21 protein-coding genes are annotated in these 22436 nt (G+C 56.0%); 13 read left to right on the forward strand and 8 right to left on the reverse strand.

The annotated features are described in order from the left end of the window. Positions 1-3: 3 nt before the first annotated feature. On the forward strand, positions 4-1056 hold the full coding sequence (locus F3I20_RS15895) for an AbrB family transcriptional regulator (protein ID WP_150013241.1): 1053 nt from the start codon (positions 4-6) through the stop codon (positions 1054-1056). On the opposite strand, the gene rarD is transcribed toward F3I20_RS15895, so the two are convergent. Continuing rightward, on the reverse strand, positions 1027-1926 hold the full coding sequence (rarD, locus tag F3I20_RS15900) for an EamA family transporter RarD (RefSeq protein ID WP_150013239.1): 900 nt from the start codon (positions 1924-1926) through the stop codon (positions 1027-1029). The two genes, F3I20_RS15895 and rarD, sit on opposite strands and share 30 nt — an antisense overlap. A gap of 23 nt (positions 1927-1949) precedes the next feature. Further along, a complete protein-coding gene (locus tag F3I20_RS15905) occupies positions 1950-2420 on the reverse strand; it encodes a thioesterase family protein (RefSeq protein WP_013359695.1) in 471 nt (156 codons plus the stop codon). A gap of 194 nt (positions 2421-2614) precedes the next feature. Between F3I20_RS15905 and pldA the strand changes: the two genes are divergently transcribed. The 4 genes from pldA to F3I20_RS15925 all read left to right on the forward strand — a co-directional run bounded on the left by pldA (position 2615) and on the right by F3I20_RS15925 (position 7004). Then, on the forward strand, positions 2615-3493 hold the full coding sequence (gene pldA, locus F3I20_RS15910; protein ID WP_046100957.1) for a phospholipase A: 879 nt from the start codon (positions 2615-2617) through the stop codon (positions 3491-3493). A gap of 24 nt (positions 3494-3517) precedes the next feature. Continuing rightward, entirely contained in the window at positions 3518-5347 is a 1830-nt protein-coding gene (recQ, locus tag F3I20_RS15915; RefSeq protein WP_150013237.1) for an ATP-dependent DNA helicase RecQ, read from the forward strand. A gap of 12 nt (positions 5348-5359) precedes the next feature. Then, positions 5360-5983: a threonine export protein RhtC gene (gene rhtC, locus F3I20_RS15920; protein WP_150013235.1), complete on the forward strand. Its 624-nt coding sequence runs from the start codon at positions 5360-5362 to the stop codon at positions 5981-5983. 211 nt (positions 5984-6194) lie between these two features. Next, positions 6195-7004, forward strand: coding sequence for a DUF1460 domain-containing protein (locus tag F3I20_RS15925; protein WP_150013401.1), 810 nt, complete (start codon positions 6195-6197; stop codon positions 7002-7004). A gap of 69 nt (positions 7005-7073) precedes the next feature. Here the strand turns inward: F3I20_RS15925 and rhtB are convergent, their stop codons facing one another. After that, positions 7074-7697, reverse strand: coding sequence for a homoserine/homoserine lactone efflux protein (rhtB, locus tag F3I20_RS15930; protein ID WP_003854387.1), 624 nt, complete (start codon positions 7695-7697; stop codon positions 7074-7076). 112 nt (positions 7698-7809) lie between these two features. On the opposite strand from rhtB, the gene pldB reads away from it, so the two are divergent. After that, a complete protein-coding gene (gene pldB / locus F3I20_RS15935; RefSeq protein ID WP_150013233.1) occupies positions 7810-8802 on the forward strand; it encodes a lysophospholipase L2 in 993 nt (330 codons plus the stop codon). Positions 8803-8854: 52 nt separating this feature from the next. Continuing rightward, positions 8855-9655 (forward strand): sugar/pyridoxal phosphate phosphatase YigL, encoded by an 801-nt coding sequence (gene yigL / locus F3I20_RS15940; RefSeq protein ID WP_033784698.1) that lies wholly within the window; start codon positions 8855-8857, stop codon positions 9653-9655. 48 nt (positions 9656-9703) lie between these two features. Here yigL and glpT read toward each other — a convergent pair whose 3' ends face one another. After that, entirely contained in the window at positions 9704-11044 is a 1341-nt protein-coding gene (glpT, locus tag F3I20_RS15945) for a glycerol-3-phosphate transporter (protein WP_150013231.1), read from the reverse strand. A gap of 374 nt (positions 11045-11418) precedes the next feature. Here glpT and F3I20_RS15950 point away from each other — a divergent pair, with 374 nt between their 5' ends. Continuing rightward, the gene (locus tag F3I20_RS15950; protein WP_150013229.1) at positions 11419-12279 is read left to right on the forward strand and encodes a carboxylate/amino acid/amine transporter; all 861 of its coding nucleotides are present in this window, start codon (positions 11419-11421) and stop codon (positions 12277-12279) included. Between the two features lie 160 nt (positions 12280-12439). Here the strand turns inward: F3I20_RS15950 and F3I20_RS23970 are convergent, their stop codons facing one another. The 3 genes from F3I20_RS23970 to metR all read right to left on the reverse strand — a co-directional run bounded on the left by F3I20_RS23970 (position 12440) and on the right by metR (position 14280). Beyond that, positions 12440-12610 (reverse strand): hypothetical protein, encoded by a 171-nt coding sequence (locus tag F3I20_RS23970; RefSeq protein WP_156085417.1) that lies wholly within the window; start codon positions 12608-12610, stop codon positions 12440-12442. Between the two features lie 177 nt (positions 12611-12787). Next, entirely contained in the window at positions 12788-13270 is a 483-nt protein-coding gene (locus tag F3I20_RS15955) for a YehS family protein (RefSeq protein WP_150013227.1), read from the reverse strand. 83 nt (positions 13271-13353) lie between these two features. After that, positions 13354-14280, reverse strand: a complete 927-nt coding sequence (metR, locus tag F3I20_RS15960; RefSeq protein ID WP_150013225.1) for an HTH-type transcriptional regulator MetR — start codon at positions 14278-14280, stop codon at positions 13354-13356. A 144-nt stretch (positions 14281-14424) separates the two neighbouring features. Between metR and metE the strand changes: the two genes are divergently transcribed. Next, on the forward strand, positions 14425-16695 hold the full coding sequence (gene metE / locus F3I20_RS15965) for a 5-methyltetrahydropteroyltriglutamate--homocysteine S-methyltransferase (RefSeq protein ID WP_150013223.1): 2271 nt from the start codon (positions 14425-14427) through the stop codon (positions 16693-16695). A gap of 52 nt (positions 16696-16747) precedes the next feature. Here the strand turns inward: metE and F3I20_RS15970 are convergent, their stop codons facing one another. Next, positions 16748-17581 carry a dienelactone hydrolase family protein gene (locus F3I20_RS15970; RefSeq protein WP_150013221.1) on the reverse strand — a complete coding sequence of 278 codons (834 nt, stop codon included), beginning with the start codon at positions 17579-17581 and terminating at the stop codon, positions 16748-16750. 304 nt (positions 17582-17885) lie between these two features. Here F3I20_RS15970 and udp point away from each other — a divergent pair, with 304 nt between their 5' ends. The 4 genes from udp to ubiE all read left to right on the forward strand — a co-directional run bounded on the left by udp (position 17886) and on the right by ubiE (position 22427). Then, positions 17886-18647 (forward strand): uridine phosphorylase, encoded by a 762-nt coding sequence (udp, locus tag F3I20_RS15975; protein ID WP_150013219.1) that lies wholly within the window; start codon positions 17886-17888, stop codon positions 18645-18647. Positions 18648-18739: 92 nt separating this feature from the next. Then, positions 18740-20008 carry a tetratricopeptide repeat protein gene (locus tag F3I20_RS15980; protein WP_150013217.1) on the forward strand — a complete coding sequence of 423 codons (1269 nt, stop codon included), beginning with the start codon at positions 18740-18742 and terminating at the stop codon, positions 20006-20008. 85 nt (positions 20009-20093) lie between these two features. Beyond that, the gene (gene rmuC, locus F3I20_RS15985) at positions 20094-21593 is read left to right on the forward strand and encodes a DNA recombination protein RmuC (protein WP_150013215.1); all 1500 of its coding nucleotides are present in this window, start codon (positions 20094-20096) and stop codon (positions 21591-21593) included. Positions 21594-21668: 75 nt separating this feature from the next. Continuing rightward, entirely contained in the window at positions 21669-22427 is a 759-nt protein-coding gene (gene ubiE, locus F3I20_RS15990) for a bifunctional demethylmenaquinone methyltransferase/2-methoxy-6-polyprenyl-1,4-benzoquinol methylase UbiE (RefSeq protein ID WP_150013214.1), read from the forward strand. The last annotated feature ends 9 nt before the right edge of the window (positions 22428-22436 follow it).

Consider the following 22436-nt stretch of genomic DNA (forward strand, 5'->3'; position numbering starts at 1 on the left):
CTTATGGACGCTTTTTCGTTACGCACGCAGTGGACGCTGCTGCTGCTAATCTCGGTACTACTGGGCGCGGTGCTGCACTACTTTCATGTACCCGCCGCGCTGCTACTGGGACCGATGATTGTGGGTGTGGTGATGGGGCTGTCAGGTGCCACACTGCGGATTGATAAACGATTCTTCCTGCTTGCCCAGGCGGTACTGGGTTGCATGATTGCGCAGAGCCTGTCTCCTTCCATTCTGACACCGCTGATTCAGGAGTGGCCGATCGTGCTGGCGGTGCTGCTGTTGACGCTGGCGGCCAGCGGCCTGTCGGGTTTTCTGCTGGTGCGTTTCAGTCATCTGCCTGGCCCGACCGGCGCATGGGGCTCGTCACCGGGTGGTGCTTCGGCAATGGTAGCAATGGCGGGGGACTTTGGTGCTGATGTGCGGCTGGTGGCGTTCATGCAGTATTTGCGGGTGCTGTTTGTCGCCTCGGCGGCCGCGCTGGTCGCGCGCATCGGGCTGGGCGATGAAGCGCACAGCGTTTCGCTACTCTGGTTTCCCGCGCTGAGTTATGGCTTTGCAATGACGCTGGTGGTGGTGCTGGCGGGCGCGTGGCTGGGTACTCGACTGCGCATTCCTTCTGGCGCATTACTGCTGCCCGCGCTGGCGGGTGCGGTACTGAACAGCAGTGAAATCGCAGTGTTACAGGTGCCGGAATGGCTGCTGGCCGTGGCCTATGCGCTGATTGGCTGGAGCGTGGGATTACGTTTTACCCGTCCGATTTTCTTGCTGGCACTGCGCACGCTGCCGCAGATGCTGGCCTCAATTTTCGGGCTGATGCTGTTGTGTGGCGGGCTGGCGTGGATACTGACACGCATGCTGGATATCGATCTGATGACGGCCTATCTCGCCACCAGTCCAGGCGGGCTGGATACGGTGGCGATTATTGCTGCGGGAACCCAGGTCAACATGGCATTTGTGATGGCGATGCAGACGTTGCGTCTCTTTACCATCCTGCTGACCGGCCCGGCTTTAGCGCGCTTTATTTCACGCTATGCGCGGACGGGAACGGAATGAAAATGCCACCGCATCGCAGACAAACACCAGCAACGCCAGCCAGATAAAGCCGAAGGTTACCATCTTGTCTGGCGTGATGGTTTCATCGTAAAACACCACCGCCAGCACAAACATCAGCGTCGGGCCGAGATACTGAAAGAAACCGACTGTGGAGAGGCGCAGCCGGCTACAGGCCGCTGCAAACAGCATCAGTGGAATGGTTGTCACAATGCCCGCTGCAATCAGTTTCAGGTTGAGACTCAGCGGGTTCGCCGATAAATGACTGGTGGCGCTGTCGGCAAAGCCAAACAGATAAATGGCTGCCAGCGGAAACAGCCACAGGGTCTCAATGAGCATGCCGCTCTGTGCATCGACCTGGATTTTTTTGCGCATCAGACCATAAACGGCAAAGCTCAGGGCCAGGCCGAGTGCGATAACCGGCAACGATCCAAACTGCCACAGCTGCACCAGCACGCCGACGGTTGCCAGCAGCACCGCCAGCCATTGCAGACGGCGGAAACGCTCACGCAAAAACAGCATGCCGAACACCACGTTGATCAGCGGATTAATAAAGTAACCCAGGCTGGCTTCCAGCATATGCTGGTTGTTGACTGCCCAGATAAACAGCAGCCAGTTGCCGCCAATAGTCAGCGCCGTGATCGCCAGCAACAGCACTTTTTTGGGCTGGCGCAATACGCTGCGAACGCCGGGCCAGCTGCGGCTCAGGGTAATCAGCAACAGCATAAAGAGTGCCGACCAGATCACCCGGTGCGTCATGATTTCTGTGGCGGGAACCTGTTTGACCAGCTTGAAATAGGCGGGCGCAATGCCCCAGATAAAGTAGGCGCCCAGTGCAAAGCCAACGCCCTGGCGGGTTTGTTGCGTATCCATATGCGATCCATTCAATGGCGGGGTTAGCCGATAAGATAGGTGGCGGTTGCCGTGGCGATATAGTCGCCCTGTTGATTGTGCAGCTCCACGCGCGCCACGGCGACTTTGTTACCGGCCCGCAGCAGGCTGCTGGTGGCGGTGAAGCGCTCACCGCGTCCGGGACGCAGATAGTCAACGCGCATATCGATAGTGCCCATACGTGACAAACGCTGGCGCAGATCCGCTTCGCTGATGCTCTCCTGACGGGTTAACGCATTGCTGACGCAGACCATGCCCGCGGCCACATCAAGGACTGACGCGATAACACCACCGTGCAGAATCTGTTGCGCCTGGTTGCCCACCAGCATGGTTTTATTATTGAAGCTGATTTCAGCGTAGTCTGCGTCGAGACGCATCAGCTCCAGGCCTAACGCCTGATTAAACGGCATGTGATAAACAAAAATTTCGCCAACCAGCTGGCGAGCGTCCTGCGGTGTCAGCACGGGTGATGACATGATGATGTGTCCTGAAAAAATCGGGCCAGGGGGCGCGCAACATTAACGAGTTGTGTATTCTATGCCGCCTGCGAGGGGGTTTCCAGTTTAAGAAATCAGCACTCTTGCTCACTGCCATTTGCGTGTAGAATGGCCTGCTTTTTACAACACCCTTTTCAGTTATTCTGATACGCAGCTGCTCACCGGAGAATTTTATGCGTAAGCATCGCGCCTTGCTGGCGGCAATGTTGATAATTCCTGCGCTGGCGCAGGCAGATGAAGCTCAGATCAAAGAGGTTCATGACGCGCCACAGGTTCAGGGCAGCATCATTGCTAACCTGCTGGAGAAGCATGATAATCCGTTTGTTCTCTATCCTTACGAGAACAATTATCTGCTCTACACCTACACCAGCGACCTGAACAAAGAGGCGATCTCCTCCTATAACTGGGGAGAAAATGCCCGCAAAGATGAAGTGAAATTCCAGCTCAGCCTGGCGTTTCCGCTGTGGCGCGGTATTCTGGGTGATAACTCGGTACTTGCAGCCTCTTACACACAGCGCTCCTGGTGGCAGCTGTCGAATCGCGGTGAATCCTCGCCCTTCCGTGAGACCAATTATGAGCCGCAGATTTTCCTTGGCTGGGCCACGGATTATTCGCTGGGTGGCTGGACACTGCGGGATGTCGAACTGGGTCTGAATCATGAGTCTAACGGGCGCAGCGATCCCACCTCGCGCAGCTGGAACCGCGTTTATGCGCGGCTGATGGCGGAGAACGGGAACTTCCTGGCGGAGATCAAACCCTGGTATCGCATCCCGGACGGGGCGAGTAATGACGACAACCCCGATATCACCAAATATATGGGTTACTACCGCACCCGGCTCGGCTATAAGCTTGGCGACAGTATCTTCAGCGTAGAGGGCAACTATAACTGGAACAGCGGTTATGGCGGCGCGACGATGGCCTGGAGCTACCCGATCAGTGAACACGTCCGCTTCTATACGCAGGTGTTCAGCGGCTACGGTGAATCACTAATCGACTACAACCATCGCCAGACACGTCTGGGCGTGGGTGTAACGCTTAACGACTTGTTCTAATCCCTAACGTAAGACAGGAATCGCGTGGCAACCTCGGCAGTTCTTAATCAGGAAGCGCTGGCGCAGCAGGTATTGCAGGATACCTTCGGCTACCAGCAGTTTCGTCCCGGTCAGCAGACGATCATTAATCAGGCGCTGAGCGGGCGCGACTGTCTGGTGGTGATGCCCACTGGCGGCGGTAAATCGCTCTGTTATCAGATCCCGGCGCTGGTGCGCGAAGGGCTGACACTGGTGGTGTCGCCGCTGATCTCACTGATGAAAGATCAGGTCGATCAGCTGCTGGCGAACGGCGTGGCGGCAGCCTGTCTCAACTCCACTATGACGCGCGATCAGCAGCAGACGGTGATGGCTGACTGCCGTACCGGCCGGGTTAAGCTGCTCTATATCGCCCCTGAACGCCTGATGATGGATAACTTCCTGGACAGTCTGGCGCACTGGCAACCGGCGATGCTGGCGGTGGATGAGGCGCACTGTATTTCACAGTGGGGCCACGATTTCCGTCCGGAATATGGTGCACTCGGGAAGATGCGTCAGCGCTTCCCGGAATTACCGGTCATGGCATTGACGGCGACTGCGGACGAAACCACCCGCAACGACATCGTTAATCTGCTGCACATGCAGGATCCGCTGATTCAGATCAGCAGCTTTGACCGCCCCAATATTCGCTACACGCTGGTGGAAAAATTCAAACCCACCGATCAGCTGCTGCGTTACGTTCAGGATCAGCGCGGCAAGTGCGGCATTATCTACTGCAACAGCCGGGCGAAGGTGGAAGACACCGCCGCGCGACTGCAAAGCCGTGGATTCAGCGTCGGGGCGTATCATGCCGGCATCGACAGCGAACAGCGTGCCCGCGTGCAGGAAGCGTTCCAGCGTGACGATCTGCAAATCGTAGTGGCAACCGTGGCTTTTGGTATGGGCATCAACAAGCCCAACGTCCGTTTTGTGGTCCACTTCGATATTCCGCGCAACATCGAATCCTATTATCAGGAAACCGGACGAGCCGGACGTGATGGTCTGCCCGCCGAAGCGATGATGCTCTACGATCCAGCCGATATGGCCTGGCTGCGTAAATGCCTGGAAGAGAAAGTGCCGGGACCCTTGCAGGATATTGAGCGCCACAAGCTCAATGCCATGGGCGCGTTTGCTGAAGCCCAGACATGCCGCCGCCTGGTGCTGCTGAATTACTTTGGTGAAGGTCGCCAGCAGCCGTGCGACAACTGCGATATCTGCCTTGATCCGCCAAAACGGTATGACGGCCTGGTTGAAGCGCAAAAAGCGCTTTCCGGTATCTATCGCGTGGGCCAGCGGTTCGGCATGGGCTATATCGTTGAGGTGCTGCGCGGGTCCAACAACCAGCGTATCCGTGAGCAGGGCCATGACAAGCTGCCGGTCTATGGACTGGGCAAAGATCAGAGCCACGAACACTGGGTCAGCGTGTTACGTCAGTTAATCCATCTGGGACTGGTGACGCAGAACATCGCTATGCACTCGGCTTTGCAACTGACCGAAGCAGCGCGACCGGTGCTGCGCGGTGAAGTGCCACTGATGCTGGCCGTGCCGCGTTTAATTACCGCGAAAACAAAGAGCAGCGGTCCGGCGAAGTTTCACGGTGGTAACTACGATCGCAAACTGTTCGCCAAACTGCGTAAGCTGCGAAAAGCGATCGCCGATGAAGAGAATATTCCGCCTTACGTGGTGTTCAATGACGCCACACTAATAGAGATGGCAGAACAGATGCCGGTCAGCGCGTCCGAGATGCTTAGCGTCAACGGCGTGGGTCACCGCAAACTGGAGCGCTTTGGCAAACCCTTCCTGGTGATGATCAAAGAGCATCTTGATGATGAAGAGTAAAGGACACTAATCATGCTGATGTTATTCGCAACCGTGGCGCTGGTACATCTGGTGGCGCTGATGAGCCCCGGCCCCGACTTCTTTTTTGTATCACAGACCGCCGCCAGCCGATCACGCAAGGAGGCGATGATGGGGGTGCTGGGCATTACCCTGGGAATTGTGGTCTGGGCAGGCGTGGCGCTGATGGGCCTGCATCTGATCCTGGAAAAAATGGCGTGGCTGCATCAGATCATCATGGTTGGCGGTGGCCTCTATCTGCTCTGGATGGGCTGGCAGCTGATGCGCTCGGCGCGTCAGCGTCATAGGCAGCCGCAGCAGGATGAGCCGGTGGTAGAGCTGCCGAAACGCGGCATGAGCTTTCTCAAGGGCCTGCTGACCAACCTGTCGAATCCTAAAGCGATTATCTACTTCGGCAGCGTCTTCTCGCTCTTTGTGGGTGACGATGTTGGCTCAGCAGAGCGCTGGGGTCTGTTCCTGCTGATTGTCGGTGAAACCTTTGCCTGGTTTACGCTGGTGGCGGCTATCTTTGCGCTGCCGTGGATCCGCGCGAAGTATCAGCGACTGGCGAAGTGGGTGGATGGTATGGCTGGCGTGCTGTTCGCCGGTTTTGGTATCCACCTGATAATTTCGCGTTAAGCCCTTATGCCGGAGAGCGCGCTGCGCATCCGGCAGTCATTTCACCTCCTGTTACTTCCTCTGAACTTCATCTGCGTGACGACTGTCACAATCTGTACCCGACGATGCCCCTCTGCTGCAACCGCAGATAAATAGTCACCATTCGTTAATTAATGAAACCATCACCTCCGGTATGGTCGTGTCGACGGACTATTTTTTCATGGAGAGGATGATGCGAGTAAAACCCCTTTTACTATTGTTTATCGCGGCCTGTATCAGCGCCTGCGCTTCCCCTGATGCTGCCCAAAATCGCGTTTCTGAAACGGCAGAAGTAGATAGTGTTCCGGCTATCCTTGCGCAGACATTTCCGGCGTCAGAGCAGCCACAGGGCGAGAGGATTAGCCAGATTTCCGCCGCGTTTCTCGGTACGCCCTACCAGGCGGATACGCTGATCGGCTCGCCTGATACGCCGGAAGCGCTGGTGATCAATTTCAATGGGGTGGATTGTTTCACGCTGCTTGATTACGTCCAGGCGCTGAGCCGCAGCCACGACCGCGCCAGCTTTGAGGCGAACCTGATTCGGACCCGCTACGCTGACGGTGAGGTCAGCTACCTGAAACGCCGACACTTTTTCACCGACTGGTTCGCTGAGAACCCGCGCAATGCCGATGACATAACAAGCACACTCACCCCGGATGCGATGACGGTAGTGAAGCAACTGAACCGTCAGGCCAGCGGAAAAGAAAGGCTGCCCGGTCTGGGTGTGATTCCTCGCCGCATTACCTACATTCCGGCCCGGGCGATCACACCAAAGGTGCTGAAGCAGATTCAGACTGGCGATTACATCGGAGTTTATACGCCCGCTCAGGGGCTGGATGTCTCGCATGCCGGGATTGCCGTCCGGCATGATGGGCAATTGTGGTTCAGGAACGCCTCATCACTGGCCGTTAATCGCAGGGTTGTCGATACGCCGTTGAGTGAATATATGCAGTCTAAACCGGGTATCATTGTGTTACGTGCGGTGCCGCTGACTGCGCCTTAATGGTGCCCGGCAAGAAGGGATTAAACAGGGAGTGTTCGCGCCGACCTCAGTGTGTCGGCGCGTAAAGTCTTAAGCGATTTTTCTGGCGCTGGCCAGCAGTGCGCCCACCGCCATAAACAGACCACCGAAAATACGGTTCATTAACTTCATCTGCTTTGGCCCTTTAATCCAGCCAGCAATGCGCGTTGCCAGCGTGGCGTAGCCAATCATCACGATGATATCGACCACCACGGTCGTCACGCCCAGCACCAGATACTGCATAAACAGCGGCTGATGTGGCTGGATAAACTGCGGGAAAAGCGCCGCCAGAAAAACGATACTTTTCGGATTGGTCAGATTAACCAGCACGGCACGTTTGAACAGGCGACGGCGCGGCATCGCTTTAGCGACCGCATCCAGATCGATGCCACCCGCCGAGCGCCACTGCTGAATACCCAGCCAGACCAGATAGGCCGCACCGGCCCATTTCAGAATTTCAAACGCCAGCAGCGACTGCGAAAACAGTGCGCCCAGCCCGATACCGACCAGCACAATGTGCAATGCCAGGCCGACCTGCAGGCCAGAGATAGAAGCCACCGTGCCGCGATAGCCGTGGCTGATACCGGTACTCATGGTATTGATTGCGCCGGAACCCGGCGACAGGCTGAGAATTGTGGTGGTAAGCAGGTAGGTCAGCCACCATTCGATGGTCATGGGTCAGGCTCTCTTTAGTCGCGAATTTGTGACACAATACGCCAGAAATAAGCGCGGCGCTACGGCCCGCGCAGGGCGTTCAGGACTCTGTATCCGGTCATCAGGAGGGCGAATGAATCAACACAAAGCCAGCTGGCTGCGACGGGAAAAAGCCTTTGCTGCCTTCGCCACCGGGCCGCTGCTCGATTTCTGGCACAGTCGTGAGGAGCTTGAGTTTACCGGCGTCGGCAATCTGACGCTGCGTTATGTTCGCTTCACATCGCCGCAACACAAGCGTGTGATCCTGATTGTGCCGGGACGCATCGAGAGTTACATAAAATATCCTGAGCTGGCGTACGATCTGTTTCACTGCGGATTTGATGTGGTGATCCTGGATCATCGCGGTCAGGGGCGCTCCGATCGCCTGCTGGAAGATTCACACCGCGGTCACGTGGCGGAATTTACGCATTACGTGGACGATCTTGAAACGCTCTACCTGAAAGAGATCGTCAGCGGTCATTATCAGCAGCGCTATGCGCTGGCTCACTCAATGGGTGGCGCAATCTTAACGCTGTTTCTGGCGCGTCAGCCGCAGGCGTTTCATGCCGTCGCGCTGGTGGCACCGATGTTTGGCATCGCCTTACCGTTGCCCTCTTTTCTGGCTCATCGTATCCTGGACTGGGCGGAGAAGCGTCCAGCCTTACGCGATGGCTATGCGCTCGGCACCGGACGCTGGCGCGCGCATCCGTTTGGCATTAACCGGCTGACCCATAGCACCGAGCGTTACCGGCGTAACCTGCGCTTTTATGCGGACGATCCTGCGATTCGTGTGGGCGGACCGACCTACCATTGGGTACGCGAAGGCATCCATGCGGGGCGCAACATCATCAGTCAGGTGGATAAGATCACTACGCCGCTGCTGCTGCTACAGGCGAGCGACGATCGGGTGGTCGACAACCGTTCGCAGGATCTGTTTTGTGCTGCGATGGCTGCGGCGGGTCATCCGTGTGAAGGTAATAAGCCACGGGTGATCGACGGCGCGCGTCACGAGATTCTGTTTGAAAAAGATGAGATGCGTGCCGAAGCACTCAATGCAGTGGTCGACTTTTTTTCATCGCACCACTGACGTTATTTATCCGACCGGTAAAAACCGGCAGAACCAGATACCCGAGGTTTTCATGTATCACATCGTTGCATCCGATCTGGATGGCACGCTGCTTTCTCCCGAACATCGCCTGACCCCTTTTGCACGTGAAACGCTGCAGCAGCTGGTCGCTAAGGATATTCACTTTGTCTTCGCCACCGGCCGTCATCATATCGATGTCGGACAGATGCGCGACAGCCTGGCGATTCCGGCCTATATGATCACCTCGAACGGTGCGCGCGTACACAACGCAGAGGGCGAACTGGTGTTCAGTCATAATCTGGATGAGGATATCGCCAGCGACCTGTTTGGCCTGCAGTATCATCACAGCGATATTCTGACGCACGTTTACCGCGATGATGAGTGGTTTGTCAGCCGTTCAAGCCCGGCTGAGCAGGACTATTTTCGTGAGTCAGTCTTCAACTATCAGGTCTACGAGCCAGGTCTGCTACCAACCAGCAACATCAGCAAGGTCTTCTTCACCTGCGAAAACCCCGAGCATCTGATCCCGATGGAGCAGGCGATTGAAGCGCGCTGGGGCGATCGGGTTAACGTCAGTTTCTCGCTGCCAACCTGTCTGGAGGTCATGGCGGGCGGCGTGTCGAAAGGACATGCACTGGAAGCGGTCGCGAAAACGCTGGGTCACTCGCTGGAGAGCTGCATTGCCTTTGGCGACGGTATGAATGATGTGGAGATGCTGAGCATGGCGGGCAAGGGCTATATCATGCAGAACGCCCATCAGCGCTTAAAAGATACGCTGCCGGAGCTGGATGTGATTGGTTCGAATGCCGATGATGCGGTGCCGCAGACGCTGCGCACGCTCTATCTGGCTTAAGCCGTCAGCGTAAACAAGGGCCGGATAGCCGGCCCTTGTTTACTACCGTCAGGCGAGAGTCTTTTTGTGTTTGTGTTCGCTGACCATGGTCAGTAACAGCAGAATAACCGCCAGCACACAGCCCGCAATCATCACCATAAAGCCGCCGTCCCAGCCGAAGTAATCGACGGTGTAACCGACAATGGCGCTGGCCGCGACCGAGCCACCCAGGTAACCGAACAGGCCGGTAAAGCCCGCCGCTGTCCCCGCTGCTTTTTTCGGTGCCAGCTCCAGCGCATGCAGACCAATCAGCATCACCGGACCGTAGATCAGGAAGCCAATCACGATCATGCAAGCCATGTCGACGCCAGGATTGCCCGCCGGGTTGAGCCAGTAGATCACGGTTGCGATGGTCACCAGCGTCATAAAGAACACGCCGGTCGCACCACGATTACCCCGGAACACTTTGTCCGACATCCAGCCACACAGCAGCGTCCCCGGAATCCCCGCATATTCATACAGGAAGTAGGCCCAGGACGACTTATCCAGCGTGAAGTGTTTGACTTCACGCAGATAGGTTGGTGACCAGTCGAGGATGCCGTAGCGCAGCAGATAGACAAAAACGTTGGCCAGCGCGATGTACCACAGCAGCTTGTTCGGCAACACATACTTCATGAAGATCTGTTTTGCCGTCAGCTCCTCTTCGTGGCTGGCATCGTAGTCGGGCGGATAGTCGTTTTTGTACTCTTCAATCGGTGGCAGGCCACAGGATTGCGGGGTATCGCGCATCAGCGCAAAGGCCAGAATCGCGATGGCAATCGCGCCAAAGGCGGGCATGTAGAGCGCCGCTTTCCAGTCGTTGAACCACGCCATACCCAGCAGGAAGAGCAGCGGCGGAATACCGCCGCCCACGTTATGCGCACAGTTCCAGACCGAAACGATCCTTCCGCGCTCCTTCTGCGACCACCAGTGAACCATGGTTCGTCCACAGGGTGGCCAGCCCATGCCCTGAAACCAGCCACAGATAAACAGCAGCACAAACATCACCATGATGCTGGAGGTCGCCCAGGGGACGAATCCCATAATCAGCATCACTGCTGCGGCCAGAATCAGGCCTGCCGGTAAGAAGACGCGCGGGTTTGATCGGTCAGAGACCGAGCCCATGATGAATTTTGAAAAGCCGTAGGCAATGGAGATGCCGGACAGGGCAAAGCCGAGATCGCCACGTGAAAAACCCTGCTCCACCAGATAGGGCATGGCGAGTGCGAAGTTTTTTCTGACCAGATAATAGGCCGCATAACCAAAAAAGATCCCGATGAAAATTTGCCAGCGCAGACGACGGTAGAGCGGATCAACGTGATCCTCCGCTACCTGCGGCTGACGTGGTGCAGGTTTAAAAATGCTCAGCATCAGTGAGGCCCTCCAGGGCACATTATGGTTTTTCATTCCCGGCAGGTTGGAGCAGGAAAGTGCAGAACAAAATGGATGCAGAATGTTCCATTTCGCGCAAAGAATAGTGTTAGTTGCGCAACGTTACTGTGATGAATGACACATTTGTTACAGTTTTATTACAGTCAGGAGCGGAAGTGATCATCTGATGGATCATTTCGCGCATTTTATGTGGCTGAAAACCTATTCTGTCGATTGATATGTCAGGAAGTGTAAGCAGGGTATCCGGTCGGCTTTTTAATCGCCTGGTTTATAATCAGATGTCAACCAGATTTCACAGCCTGACGGCGGCACATTGTTTACACTGTCGGCCTGTTAATTTCGGGGTCGTTGCCGTGTTTTTATTGATTATTACCACCATTCTGTGGGCCTTTTCCTTCAGCCTGATTGGCGAATATCTCGCTGGTCAGGTGGATAGCTGGTTCTCTGTGCTGATGCGTCTGGCGCTGGCTGCGCTGGTGTTTTTGCCTTTCCTGCGCTGGCGAGGTTACCGCCCTTCAACGCTACTGCTGTATATGCTGGTGGGGATGCTGCAACTGGGCGTAATGTATCTGCTGAGCTTCGAAGCCTATCTCTACCTTAGCGTGTCAGAATTCCTGCTGTTTACGGTAATGACACCGCTCTATGTGACGCTGATTTACGATCTGATCAGCCGTCGTCCATTGCGCATCGGCTATATCTTCAGTGCGTTACTGGCGGTGGCGGGTGCGGCGATTATTCGTTATGACAAAGTCAGCGATCATTTCTGGTTTGGTCTGCTGTTAGTGCAACTGGCAAACATCTGCTTCGCGGCAGGCATGGTGGGTTATAAGCGTCTGCAGGAGACCCGTCCCATGCCGCAGCATACGGCCTTCTCATGGTTCTATCTGGGGGCGGTGTTGATTGCGGTGATTGCCTGGTGTGCCTGGGGCAATCCACAGAAGTTGCCGACCACCTCATTGCAGTGGAGCATTCTGGTGTGGCTGGGCGTTGCGGCTTCTGGTCTTGGCTATTTTATGTGGAACTACGGGGCGACGCAGGTCGATGCCGGTACGCTGGGCATTATGAATAACATGCACGTTCCCGCCGGGCTGCTGGTGAATCTGGCTATCTGGCAGGAGAAACCGCACTGGCCGAGCTTTATTGCGGGCGCGCTGGTGATCATTGCCTCGCTGTGGGTGCATAAGCGCTGGGTGGTGGGGCGCGGTCAGAAGTGACTTTGCGGGTTGTCGGGTGTGTTTTGCCTGAAGAAAGGGTTTGTCATTTAAAGACGGCGTAAAGTGTGAGTTGCTTCTCTGCGATGGACACTCGACGCCGTGATCCGACTCCAGCCTTTAATGAGCTGGACGATCATTATCACTTACTCACTCTGTCTGGTTATTTCAGATAAGGTATCTTCATGCCAAATAATCCATTAAGTACCCGGAATATTTTATTAACCAGCAGACTGTTTTTATTAACGGAGCTTAACTGCACAACGTCCGTACTGGCACTTTCTGTTCCTGCACCGCTGGCCTGGCTTGTTTCAAAATGAGTTAATTCACGCATATTTCTTCCTGATTGAATGATTGAAAGTTAACCCGGCAGGGTGCGAATCAGGCTTTGATTGCGCCCCGCCAGAATCAATCATGCATCAGGAAATATTGAGAAATAAATAGTAATATTTTTAAAGGCCGCATTATGGGATCTCTGATCTTTCAGAAAATAATCGCTGCCGTAAGGCCTCTATTTATCGCGCGGGGCTTGTGACGGACGCTGAATCATCGCCATGCCTTTCAGAAAGTTGCGCAGAATCTGATCGCCACACTCGCGGTAGTTTTTATGATCAGGCTTGCGGAAAATCGCGCCGACTTCAGCCTGCGAAACGGTAAAGTTTACGCGTTTGAGCACGTCAGGGATATCGGTGGTTTTCAAATCGAAAGCGATGCGCAGTTTTTTCATGAAGATATTGTTAGTCATCTTGCGCTCAATCGACGGGGCGGGCGCGTCTTCACTCTTGCCGCGACGGTAAAAGATCAGGCCATTCAGGAAATAACCCATCAGCACATCGGGGCAGGGACGGAACGCTGCATCGTCATCTTTTTTCAGCCACGCCTGAATATCCGCCAGCGGCACGTCACATTCTGCCAGCGCAAAAATCTCCACCATTTTGGCATCGCTCAGGTTGAGCATGTAGCGCACGCTGCGCAGAATATCATTGTTAGTCATGGTGAGATCTTCTCATGGTCAGTCGACAGGCTGCGCATTATAGGGGATTTTGCCCGCGTTCGCGCAGGTTTGTGCCCGCCAGATTACCGCTGTAACACCGTACCGGCCAGCGCGGCGTCGCGCACAAATGGCAGATGCTCACAGGCGTGCTGTCGGGCAAAGCGGATAAAGGCTTCCAGCACCGGCTGACGCTGTTCCCCTTCGCGTACGGCTGCATAAAGACGGCTCCAGAGCCCATCACCCAGTGTGCGCGTCACGACCAGACCTTGCTTCTCAAAACTCTCCACCACCCAGTGCGGCAGTGCGGCAATCCCCATTCGTGCCGACACCATCTGAATCATCAGCAGGGTGTTATCCACACTTTTCAGGGCCGGACTGACGCCAGCGGGCTGCAGGAAGTGACGCCAGATATCCAGACGCTGACGCTGTACCGGATAGATCATCAACACTTCATCGGCTAAATCTTCCGGCGAAATCTGCTCAACCTGCGCCAGCGGGTGATCCGTCGCCAGCACCAGCCGTACTTCATAATCAAACATCGGCGAGTAGAACAGGCCAGAGCGCGCCAGAATGTCGGAGGTCAGCACTACATCCAACTCACCCTGTTGCAGAGCAGGCTGCGGATCAAAGGTTACGCCTGATTTGAAATCCATCACGACCTGCGGCCAGCTCTGACGGAATTTATCCAGCGCGGGCGTCAGCCACTGAATGCAACTGTGACACTCAATCGCCACCCGCAGCGTGGTCTGATGCGGCTCATGGCAGGCCTGCAACGCCTGCTGAATCTGCGGCAGCACCTGCTCTGCCAGTTGCAGCAGAATATCGCCCTGCGGCGTAAAGCGCAGTGGCTGACTTTTACGGACGAACAGGCGGAATCCCAGCCGCTGCTCCAGATCGCTGAACTGGTGAGACAACGCCGATTGCGTCTGATGAAGCTGGGCTGCTGCTGCCGCCAGCGATCCCGTATTGCGCAGAGCCTGAAGCGTCCGCAGGTGCTTGAGTTCGATCATGAGAGTCCTTCACATCGAAAATGAACATATTGCGCTTGAGCAACATACAGTACCCGCAGAGTATAGCAGTGTAAACATCTGGACGGCTAAACATCTTTGGCTGCCCATTTAAGCCAAAGTGAAAGATTATCTGGAGAACAGCATATGACTATCCTGAACCATACCCTCGGCTTTCCCCGTATTGGTCTGCGTCGTGAACTGAAAAAAGCCCTGGAGCGTTACTGGGCGGGCGACAGCACGAAGCAGGCGCTACTGGCGACGGGCCGCGAGCTGCGTGCGCGACACTGGCAACAACAGAAAGAGGCGGGCGTCGATCTGCTGCCGGTCGGCGATTTTGCCTGGTATGATCATGTGCTGACTACCAGCCTGCTGCTGGGCAACGTGCCCGCGCGTCATCAGAACAAAGAAGGGACCGTTGATCTCGACACGCTGTTTCGTGTGGGGCGCGGTCGTGCGCCGACTGGCGAGCCTGCGGCGGCGGCAGAAATGACGAAATGGTTTAACACCAACTATCACTACATGGTGCCGGAATTTACTCAGGGCCAGACCTTTAAACTGACCTGGACTCAGCTACTGGATGAGGTGGATGAGGCGCTGGCGCTGGGCCACAACATCAAACCGGTACTGCTGGGACCCGTGACGTATCTGTGGCTGGGTAAAGTTAAAGGTGAGCCTTTTGAACGTCTGTCGCTGCTGGAAAGGATTCTGCCGGTTTACCAGCAGGTGCTGGCAGAATTGGCGAAGCGCGGCATCGATTGGGTTCAAATCGATGAACCCGCCCTGGCGCTTGAGCTGCCGCAGACGTGGCGCGACGCTTTTAAACCGGCGTATGACGCCTTGCAGGGGCAGAGCAGGCTGCTGCTGACCACCTATTTTGACAGTATCGGCCAGAACATTGATGTCATTCGTGAGCTCCCGGTACAGGGTCTGCATGTCGATCTGGTCCATGGCTGCGATGATATTGAGCAATTGAATCAGCAACTGCCCGCCAGCTGGTTGCTGTCGCTGGGGGTGATCAATGGGCGTAATGTCTGGCGCGCCGATCTGAGCCGCTGGTTCAGCCGTCTGCAACCGCTCATCACCCAGCGTCAACAGCTGTGGATCGGCTCTTCCTGCTCGTTGCTGCACAGCCCAATCGACCTCAGCGTCGAGACCCGTCTGGATGATGAGGTCAAAAGCTGGTTCGCCTTTGCGCTGCAGAAATGTACGGAGCTCTCGCTGCTGAGTCAGGCACTGAATAACAATGATGCGACGCTGCTGGACGCCTGGAGCGCACCGGTGCACGCCCGCGCTCACTCCCGCCGCGTGCATAACGCGGCGGTGGGCCAGCGGCTGCAGGCCATTGCGCCGCAGCACAGTGAGCGCCAGAACGCCTACCCGGTGCGGGCAGTGCTGCAGCGTCAGCGTTTCAATCTCCCCGCCTGGCCCACTACCACCATCGGCTCATTTCCGCAGACCACTGAAATTCGCGGCCTGCGCCTCGACTTCAGGCAGGGCCGTCTCGACAACAACCATTACCGCACCGGCATCGCGGAGCACATAAAACAGGCGATTACCGAACAGGAGCGGCTGGGACTGGATGTGCTGGTGCATGGTGAAGCGGAACGCAACGACATGGTTGAATACTTCGGCGAGCATCTGGAGGGATTTGTCTTTACCCAGAATGGCTGGGTACAGAGCTACGGCTCCCGCTGTGTGAAACCGCCTGTGATCATCGGCGATGTCAGTCGTCCAGAGGCGATCACCGTTGAGTGGGCGAAGTATGCGCAGTCGCTGACCGACAAGCCGGTAAAAGGAATGCTGACCGGCCCGGTGACGATTCTGTGCTGGTCATTCCCGCGTGAAGATGTGCCACGGGAAATCATCGCGAAGCAGATCGCGCTGGCGCTGCGTGACGAAGTGGAAGACCTGGAGAAAGCAGGCATTGGTATTATTCAGATCGATGAGCCTGCACTGCGTGAAGGTCTGCCACTGCATCAGTCTGAGTGGGCGGACTATCTGAACTGGGCTGTGGAGGCGTTCCGACTGAATGCGGCGGTGGCGCGGGATGAAACCCAGATTCACACGCATATGTGTTACTGCGAGTTCAACGACATCATGGATGCCATTGCGGCGCTGGATGCGGATGTGATCACGATTGAAACCTCACGATCTGATATGGACTTACTGGAGTCGTTTGAAGACTTTGAGTATCCGAATGAAATCGGCCCCGGCGTCTATGACATTCACTCGCCCAATGTTCCCAGCGTGGCGTGGATAGAGGCGCTGTTGCTGAAGGCAGCGAAACGGATTCCGGAAGCGCGTCTGTGGGTAAACCCGGACTGCGGTCTGAAAACGCGTGGCTGGACGGAAACACGTCAGGCGCTGGCCAATATGGTGAAGGCGGCGAAGAAACTGCGTGGTGAGACGGCGTAGGAAATCTGGTCTAAGTGGCAAAAACAGGGGCGCAGAAGCGCCCCTTGTTCATTTATTTTGATGCCACGCCATACTGCCTGAACCAGGCCAGCATCCGCTGCCAGCCATCATTGGCTGATTCAGCATGGTAACTCGGACGGTAGTCAGCATTAAACGCGTGCCCCGCCTCGGGATAGACGATGATCTCGGCGGTCGCATTGGCGGCATGCAGCGCCTGACGCATCTGCTCGACGCTCTCCAGTGGAATGCCGTCATCCTGACCACCATACAAACCCAACACCGGCGCACTTAGATCGACCGCAACATCAATTGGATGCTTCTGCTGCTTCAGCGTGCGCTCGCCGATTAATCGTCCATACCAGGCAACCGCGGCGCGTAGCTGTGGGTTATGCGCGGCGTAGAGCCAGGTGATGCGGCCACCCCAGCAAAAACCGGTGATGCCCATGCGACGGATATCACCGCCGTTACGTGCTGCCCAGTTAGCGGCATGATCGAGATCGGCCAGTACCTGCGTATCCGGCACTTTGCTGACCAGTTCGCTGAACAGCGTCGGGATATCGTTATACTCAGTCGGGTCGCCTTCGCGGAAATAGAGCTCAGGAGCAATCGCCAGATAGCCTTCCAGTGCCAGACGGCGGCAGATGTCCCGGATGTGCTCATGGACACCAAAGATCTCCTGCACCACCAGCACCACAGGCAACGGGCCTTCCGCTGAGTGCGGTTTTGCAAAAAATGCCGGCATGTTTTCGCCCTGGCTGGGCACTGAGGTTTCACCTGAGTGAATGGCCGGGCTTTGGGTAATAATGGTAGTAGAGGCGGTGGGCTGCACGGCAGGGGCAAAGCCGCCCGTCGCCGGTTTTTGTGCCATATTGTCACTGGGTTTCATTATTCTCTCCGTGCAAGCATTTGCGCAATCACGTAACTATAGCCTGGCCGTAAAGCGTATGCGTCCAGGTGTCAGGTAACAGAATCAGCAGCGAATAAAATCATCCACCTCTTTAACATTGCGCCGGCCCTGACACAGCCTCGCTAAAGGCTATCCGGACGAATAAGACATAATTTTGTGACTAAAATCACATTTTATCTTCCATGAAATGTAACTTTCATTTTCTTAAGTGAATGCTGTCACATATTTATCGGGCGTGCTGGCGTAGAGTGGCGTGCTACCTTCCCTTAACAGGAGTCTGAAAATGACACAGTCTGACGTTTTCCATCTTGGCCTGACAAAAGCCGATCTGCAGGGCGCGACCCTGGCGATTGTGCCGGGCGACCCGGAACGTGTGAAGAAAATTGCCGGACTGATGGAAGATGCCACGCATCTCGCCTCACACCGTGAATTTACCTCCTGGCTGGCAAAACTTGATGGCAAGCCGGTCATTGTCTGCTCAACGGGCATCGGCGGTCCTTCTACATCGATTGCGGTCGAAGAACTGGCGCAGCTTGGCGTGCGTACCTTCCTGCGTGTCGGTACCACAGGTGCTATCCAGCCACACATTAACGTCGGCGATGTGCTGGTGACCACTGCGTCCGTTCGCCTGGACGGAGCAAGCCTGCATTTTGCCCCGATGGAATTCCCGGCTGTCGCTGACTTCGCCTGCACCACCGCACTGGTTGCCGCCGCTGAAGCCTGTGGCGCGAAAACCCACATTGGCATCACCGCCTCTTCTGACACTTTCTATCCGGGCCAGGAGCGCTACGACACTGTTTCAGGCCGCGTCGTCAGTCGTTTCAAAGGATCGATGAAAGAGTGGCAGGAGATGGGCGTTCTCAACTATGAGATGGAATCTGCAACGCTGTTAACCATGTGCGCCAGCCAGGGTCTGCGGGCCGGCATGGTCGCGGGCGTGATTGTGAACCGTACTCAGAAAGAGATCCCGGATGCGGCCTCCATGAAGCAGACAGAAAGTGACGCAGTGAAGATTGTGGTCGAAGCGGCGCGTCGTTTATTATAACGACCGCGTCTGGCAGCAGGTTTTTTGTCCAGACTCAAAACCTGTTGCCGGTAGTTAACGGCGCGTAACATCAGTGAAACCTGAGAGTGTTTATGCGCAATACGATTCCTGTCCGACGTCCTGTCCCTGGCGCTACCCCTGCGGCAATCAATGCCCGTCTGGAACGCAGCGCCGAACGTTTTCGCGCCGCCATGCAGCAGGGTGACCATGCGCTGGCTGCCCGATGCTGCGAAGAAGTCTTGCGCTCCATGCCCAATCAGATGCAGGTGCTGAGCGACTACGCGCTCTGCCTGCTGCGTCTGGGTCAGTACAATAAATCGTACAAAATCTACCAGAAGATTTATCAGTCACCGCCCGCTGTGCAGGCGACAGCTTCTGAAACCTGGCTGGACGGCTTAACCGAAGTGTGCGGCTGGCTGGATAAAAAGGAAGAGGTGGCACGTTTTGGTCTGGCGTCACTGATGCGCTCTGATGCGCGTTTCAGTCAGGGACAGCGTGCCGCGTTTCCTGCTCCGCAACCTGAGCCTGCCGATCTCAGCCAGCCGCATCAGAATGTCATCGCCTTCTGCCTGTATGGCGATCAGCCACGCTATTGCGAAACGCTGATTAAAAACGTTGAGATGGCGCCTGAGTTCTATCCCGGCTGGGTTTGTCGCATCTACCTTGATGACAGCGTGCCGCAGCATGTCTGGCAGCGCCTGGACCAGCCACATGTCCAGCTGGTCGATATGTCTCACGAGAAAACGCTGTTTCCGACCCTGTGGCGTTTTCTGGTGCTCGACGATCCGGCGGTGAAGCGGTTTATCGTGCGCGATGCTGACTCGCTGCTTTCAGAGCGCGAAGCGGCGGCGGTTAACGCCTGGCTGGCATCGCCTTACTGGTTCCACCATATGCGTGATTACTTTTCCCATACCGAACTGCTGCTGGCAGGGATGTGGGGCGGCTGTCACGGCGTCTTCCTGAATGTGGAACAGGCGATGCGTGATTTCATTGCACAGTATCAGGGCAGCCAGCGCTTCACCGATCAATATTTCCTCAAAGTGGTGTTATGGCCGACAGTGCGTGAAAGTCTCCTGAGCCATGATGAGCTGTTCAATTTTCATCAGGCCCAGGCGTGGCCTGATCATGCGCCGGTGCGCTGGCAGACGCCGCATTTCCACGTTGGCAGCAATGCCGGCTTTGCCAGTATGACCGGTAAATCCAGCGCCCCTGAAGGGAGCAGACAGCGCGTCGCGATCACCTCCGGCGAGAAAACCTGGCACTATCTGGCGCAGGTTAAAAACGGCGAGTGGCTATTGCCGATGCCATTCTTCCTGATTGATGAGTGGCAGGCTGGAAAGCTGACGGTAGCGGCCCTGTAAGACGCTGAATGTCGGCAAATTTATCTGGACATTCATACAGTGCGACTCTACCTTTTTCCTCAGCAGCCTGAGTCGCGGGGAAATCATGGATCAGCACATCATTATCAGCGCCTGTCTGGCGCTTGCCGGGTTGGGGATTGGCTTTATGCTGGCACAGTTACGTGCCAGCCATCAGGTCGCCAGTTTTCAGACCGAGCGCCGTCTGCAGGAAGAGGCGCAACAGCGCCAGCAGCAGCAGATCGAACAGCTTCAGCAGCAGACGCAACAGCGTGAGCAGGAGCTGCGTCAGCTTCATGGCGCGCTGAGCGGGGCCAATGAGCGCCTGCAACAGCTCGATTACTGGCGCAATGAAAGCGAACAGCTTAATCGTGAACTGCGCAATCAGCTGGAGGTTAACAGCGCGCAGGAAGCAGAGCTGCGCGAAGTGACCATCCGCCTTGAAGAGACCCGTTTTGCCGCTGAAGAGAAACAGCGCCTGCTGACCAACAGCGAGCAACGCCTCAGCGCCCAGTTTGAAAACCTCGCTAACCGTATTTTCGAAAACAGCGGCCGTCGCGTCGATGAACAGAACCGCCAGAGTCTGGACGGGCTGATTGGTCCGCTGCGTGAACAGCTGGATGGCTTTCGCCGTCAGGTGCATGAAAGCTTTGGTGCAGAAGCGCGTGAACGGCACACCCTGACGCATGAAATCCGGCAGTTACAGCAGCTGAATGCGCAGATGGCACAGGAGGCGCTTAACCTGACCAAAGCGCTCAAGGGCGACAATAAAATTCAGGGTAACTGGGGTGAAGTCGTGCTGAGCCGGGTACTGGAGGCTTCCGGGCTGCGTGAAGGCTACGAATATGACACCCAGGTCAGCATCCAGTCAGAACAGCAGGGCCGGATGCAACCGGATGTCATTGTGCGTCTGCCGCAGGGCAAAGATGTCGTGGTGGACGCCAAAATGACGCTGGTGGCCTATGAACGCTACTTCAATGCGGATGATGAGATTGAACGTGAGCAGGCGATCCAGGAGCATGTCAGCGCCATGCGGGCGCACATTCGCCTGTTGGGACGAAAAGATTATCAACAATTGCCCGGTTTACGGTCGCTGGATTATGTGTTGATGTTCATTCCGGTCGAGCCGGCCTTTTTGCTGGCGATTGACCGCCAGCCTGAGTTGATTGGCGAGGCGCTGCAGCAGAACATTATGCTGGTCAGTCCCACCACGCTGCTGGTGGCGCTGCGTACCATTAACAATCTCTGGCGCTATGAGCATCAGAGCCGCAATGCGCAGCGTATTGCTGACCGGGCCACGCGCCTCTATGACAAAATGCGACTGTTTGTGGATGACATGAGCGGCATTGGCCACAGCCTGGATAAGGCGCAGAACAGCTATCGTGAGGCGATGAAAAAGCTGGCAGAAGGGCGCGGCAACCTGATTGCGCAGACGGAAGGATTTCGTGCGCTGGGCGTGGAGATCAAACGACCCATCAATCCTCAGCTGGCTGAACGGGCCATGCCGGAAAGCCGGGCCGCTGACGACGCAGATGACGACAGGGATGCGGATGAGAGTGAGAGGCGTGTGAGGCGTCTCCACGAATAGTATGGGCGCAGCGTGCCTGACTTCCGTGACTCTGATACACTTCGGGAAGTATTGTTTGTGGAGCAGGTAAAACCGATGGCAGATGAATCACAGCAGGAAACTACCCATTTTGGCTTTCAGACGGTCGCCAAAAGCGAAAAAGCTGACAAAGTCGCGGATGTGTTTCACTCCGTAGCAGCAAAATATGACCTGATGAACGATTTGATGTCGTTTGGCGTCCATCGTATCTGGAAGCGTTTTACCATTGACAGCAGCGGCGTGCGTCGCGGTCAGCGCGTGTTAGATCTGGCGGGTGGTACCGGCGATCTCACCGCCAAATTCTCTCGCCTGGTGGGTGAAACCGGTCAGGTTGTACTGGCGGATATCAACAGCTCCATGCTGAAGATGGGCCGCGAGAAACTGCGCAATCAGGGCGTGGTGGGCAACGTCAGTTATGTCCAGGCCAACGCAGAAGCGCTGCCTTTCCCTGATAACTATTTCGACTGCATCACTATCTCCTTTGGTCTGCGCAACGTCACGGAAAAAGAGAAGGCGCTGGCCTCTATGTTCCGCGTCCTTAAGCCGGGCGGACGCCTGCTGGTGCTGGAGTTCTCTAAGCCCGTTCTGGATCCGCTGAGCAAAGCGTATGACGCCTACTCTTTCCACATTCTGCCGCGCATCGGACAACTGGTGGCGCAGGATGCAGACAGCTATCGCTATCTGGCCGAATCGATCCGCATGCATCCCGATCAGGAGACCCTGAAAGCGATGATGAACGATGTCGGTTTTGAAAATACCACTTACTCCAATATGACCGGCGGCATTGTTGCGCTGCATCGTGGATTTAAGTTCTGAGTGAGATGG

It is taken from the genome of Candidatus Pantoea gossypiicola (assembly GCF_008632075.1).
Lineage (GTDB): Bacteria > Pseudomonadota > Gammaproteobacteria > Enterobacterales > Enterobacteriaceae > Pantoea > Pantoea gossypiicola.

What these genes read in the sequence shown, in the direction of transcription:
- F3I20_RS15895 (WP_150013241.1), top strand. Translation starts at nt 4, where the DNA reads ATGGACGCTTTTTCGTTACGCACGCAGTGGACGCTGCTGCTGCTAATC.
- rarD (WP_150013239.1), bottom strand. Translation starts at nt 1,926, where the DNA reads ATGGATACGCAACAAACCCGCCAGGGCGTTGGCTTTGCACTGGGCGCC.
- F3I20_RS15905 (WP_013359695.1), bottom strand. Translation starts at nt 2,420, where the DNA reads ATGTCATCACCCGTGCTGACACCGCAGGACGCTCGCCAGCTGGTTGGC.
- pldA (WP_046100957.1), top strand. Translation starts at nt 2,615, where the DNA reads ATGCGTAAGCATCGCGCCTTGCTGGCGGCAATGTTGATAATTCCTGCG.
- rhtC (WP_150013235.1), top strand. Translation starts at nt 5,360, where the DNA reads ATGCTGATGTTATTCGCAACCGTGGCGCTGGTACATCTGGTGGCGCTG.
- F3I20_RS15925 (WP_150013401.1), top strand. Translation starts at nt 6,195, where the DNA reads ATGCGAGTAAAACCCCTTTTACTATTGTTTATCGCGGCCTGTATCAGC.
- rhtB (WP_003854387.1), bottom strand. Translation starts at nt 7,697, where the DNA reads ATGACCATCGAATGGTGGCTGACCTACCTGCTTACCACCACAATTCTC.
- pldB (WP_150013233.1), top strand. Translation starts at nt 7,810, where the DNA reads ATGAATCAACACAAAGCCAGCTGGCTGCGACGGGAAAAAGCCTTTGCT.
- yigL (WP_033784698.1), top strand. Translation starts at nt 8,855, where the DNA reads ATGTATCACATCGTTGCATCCGATCTGGATGGCACGCTGCTTTCTCCC.
- glpT (WP_150013231.1), bottom strand. Translation starts at nt 11,044, where the DNA reads ATGCTGAGCATTTTTAAACCTGCACCACGTCAGCCGCAGGTAGCGGAG.
- F3I20_RS23970 (WP_156085417.1), bottom strand. Translation starts at nt 12,610, where the DNA reads ATGCGTGAATTAACTCATTTTGAAACAAGCCAGGCCAGCGGTGCAGGA.
- F3I20_RS15955 (WP_150013227.1), bottom strand. Translation starts at nt 13,270, where the DNA reads ATGACTAACAATGATATTCTGCGCAGCGTGCGCTACATGCTCAACCTG.
- metR (WP_150013225.1), bottom strand. Translation starts at nt 14,280, where the DNA reads ATGATCGAACTCAAGCACCTGCGGACGCTTCAGGCTCTGCGCAATACG.
- metE (WP_150013223.1), top strand. Translation starts at nt 14,425, where the DNA reads ATGACTATCCTGAACCATACCCTCGGCTTTCCCCGTATTGGTCTGCGT.
- F3I20_RS15970 (WP_150013221.1), bottom strand. Translation starts at nt 17,581, where the DNA reads ATGAAACCCAGTGACAATATGGCACAAAAACCGGCGACGGGCGGCTTT.
- udp (WP_150013219.1), top strand. Translation starts at nt 17,886, where the DNA reads ATGACACAGTCTGACGTTTTCCATCTTGGCCTGACAAAAGCCGATCTG.
- F3I20_RS15980 (WP_150013217.1), top strand. Translation starts at nt 18,740, where the DNA reads ATGCGCAATACGATTCCTGTCCGACGTCCTGTCCCTGGCGCTACCCCT.
- rmuC (WP_150013215.1), top strand. Translation starts at nt 20,094, where the DNA reads ATGGATCAGCACATCATTATCAGCGCCTGTCTGGCGCTTGCCGGGTTG.
- ubiE (WP_150013214.1), top strand. Translation starts at nt 21,669, where the DNA reads ATGGCAGATGAATCACAGCAGGAAACTACCCATTTTGGCTTTCAGACG.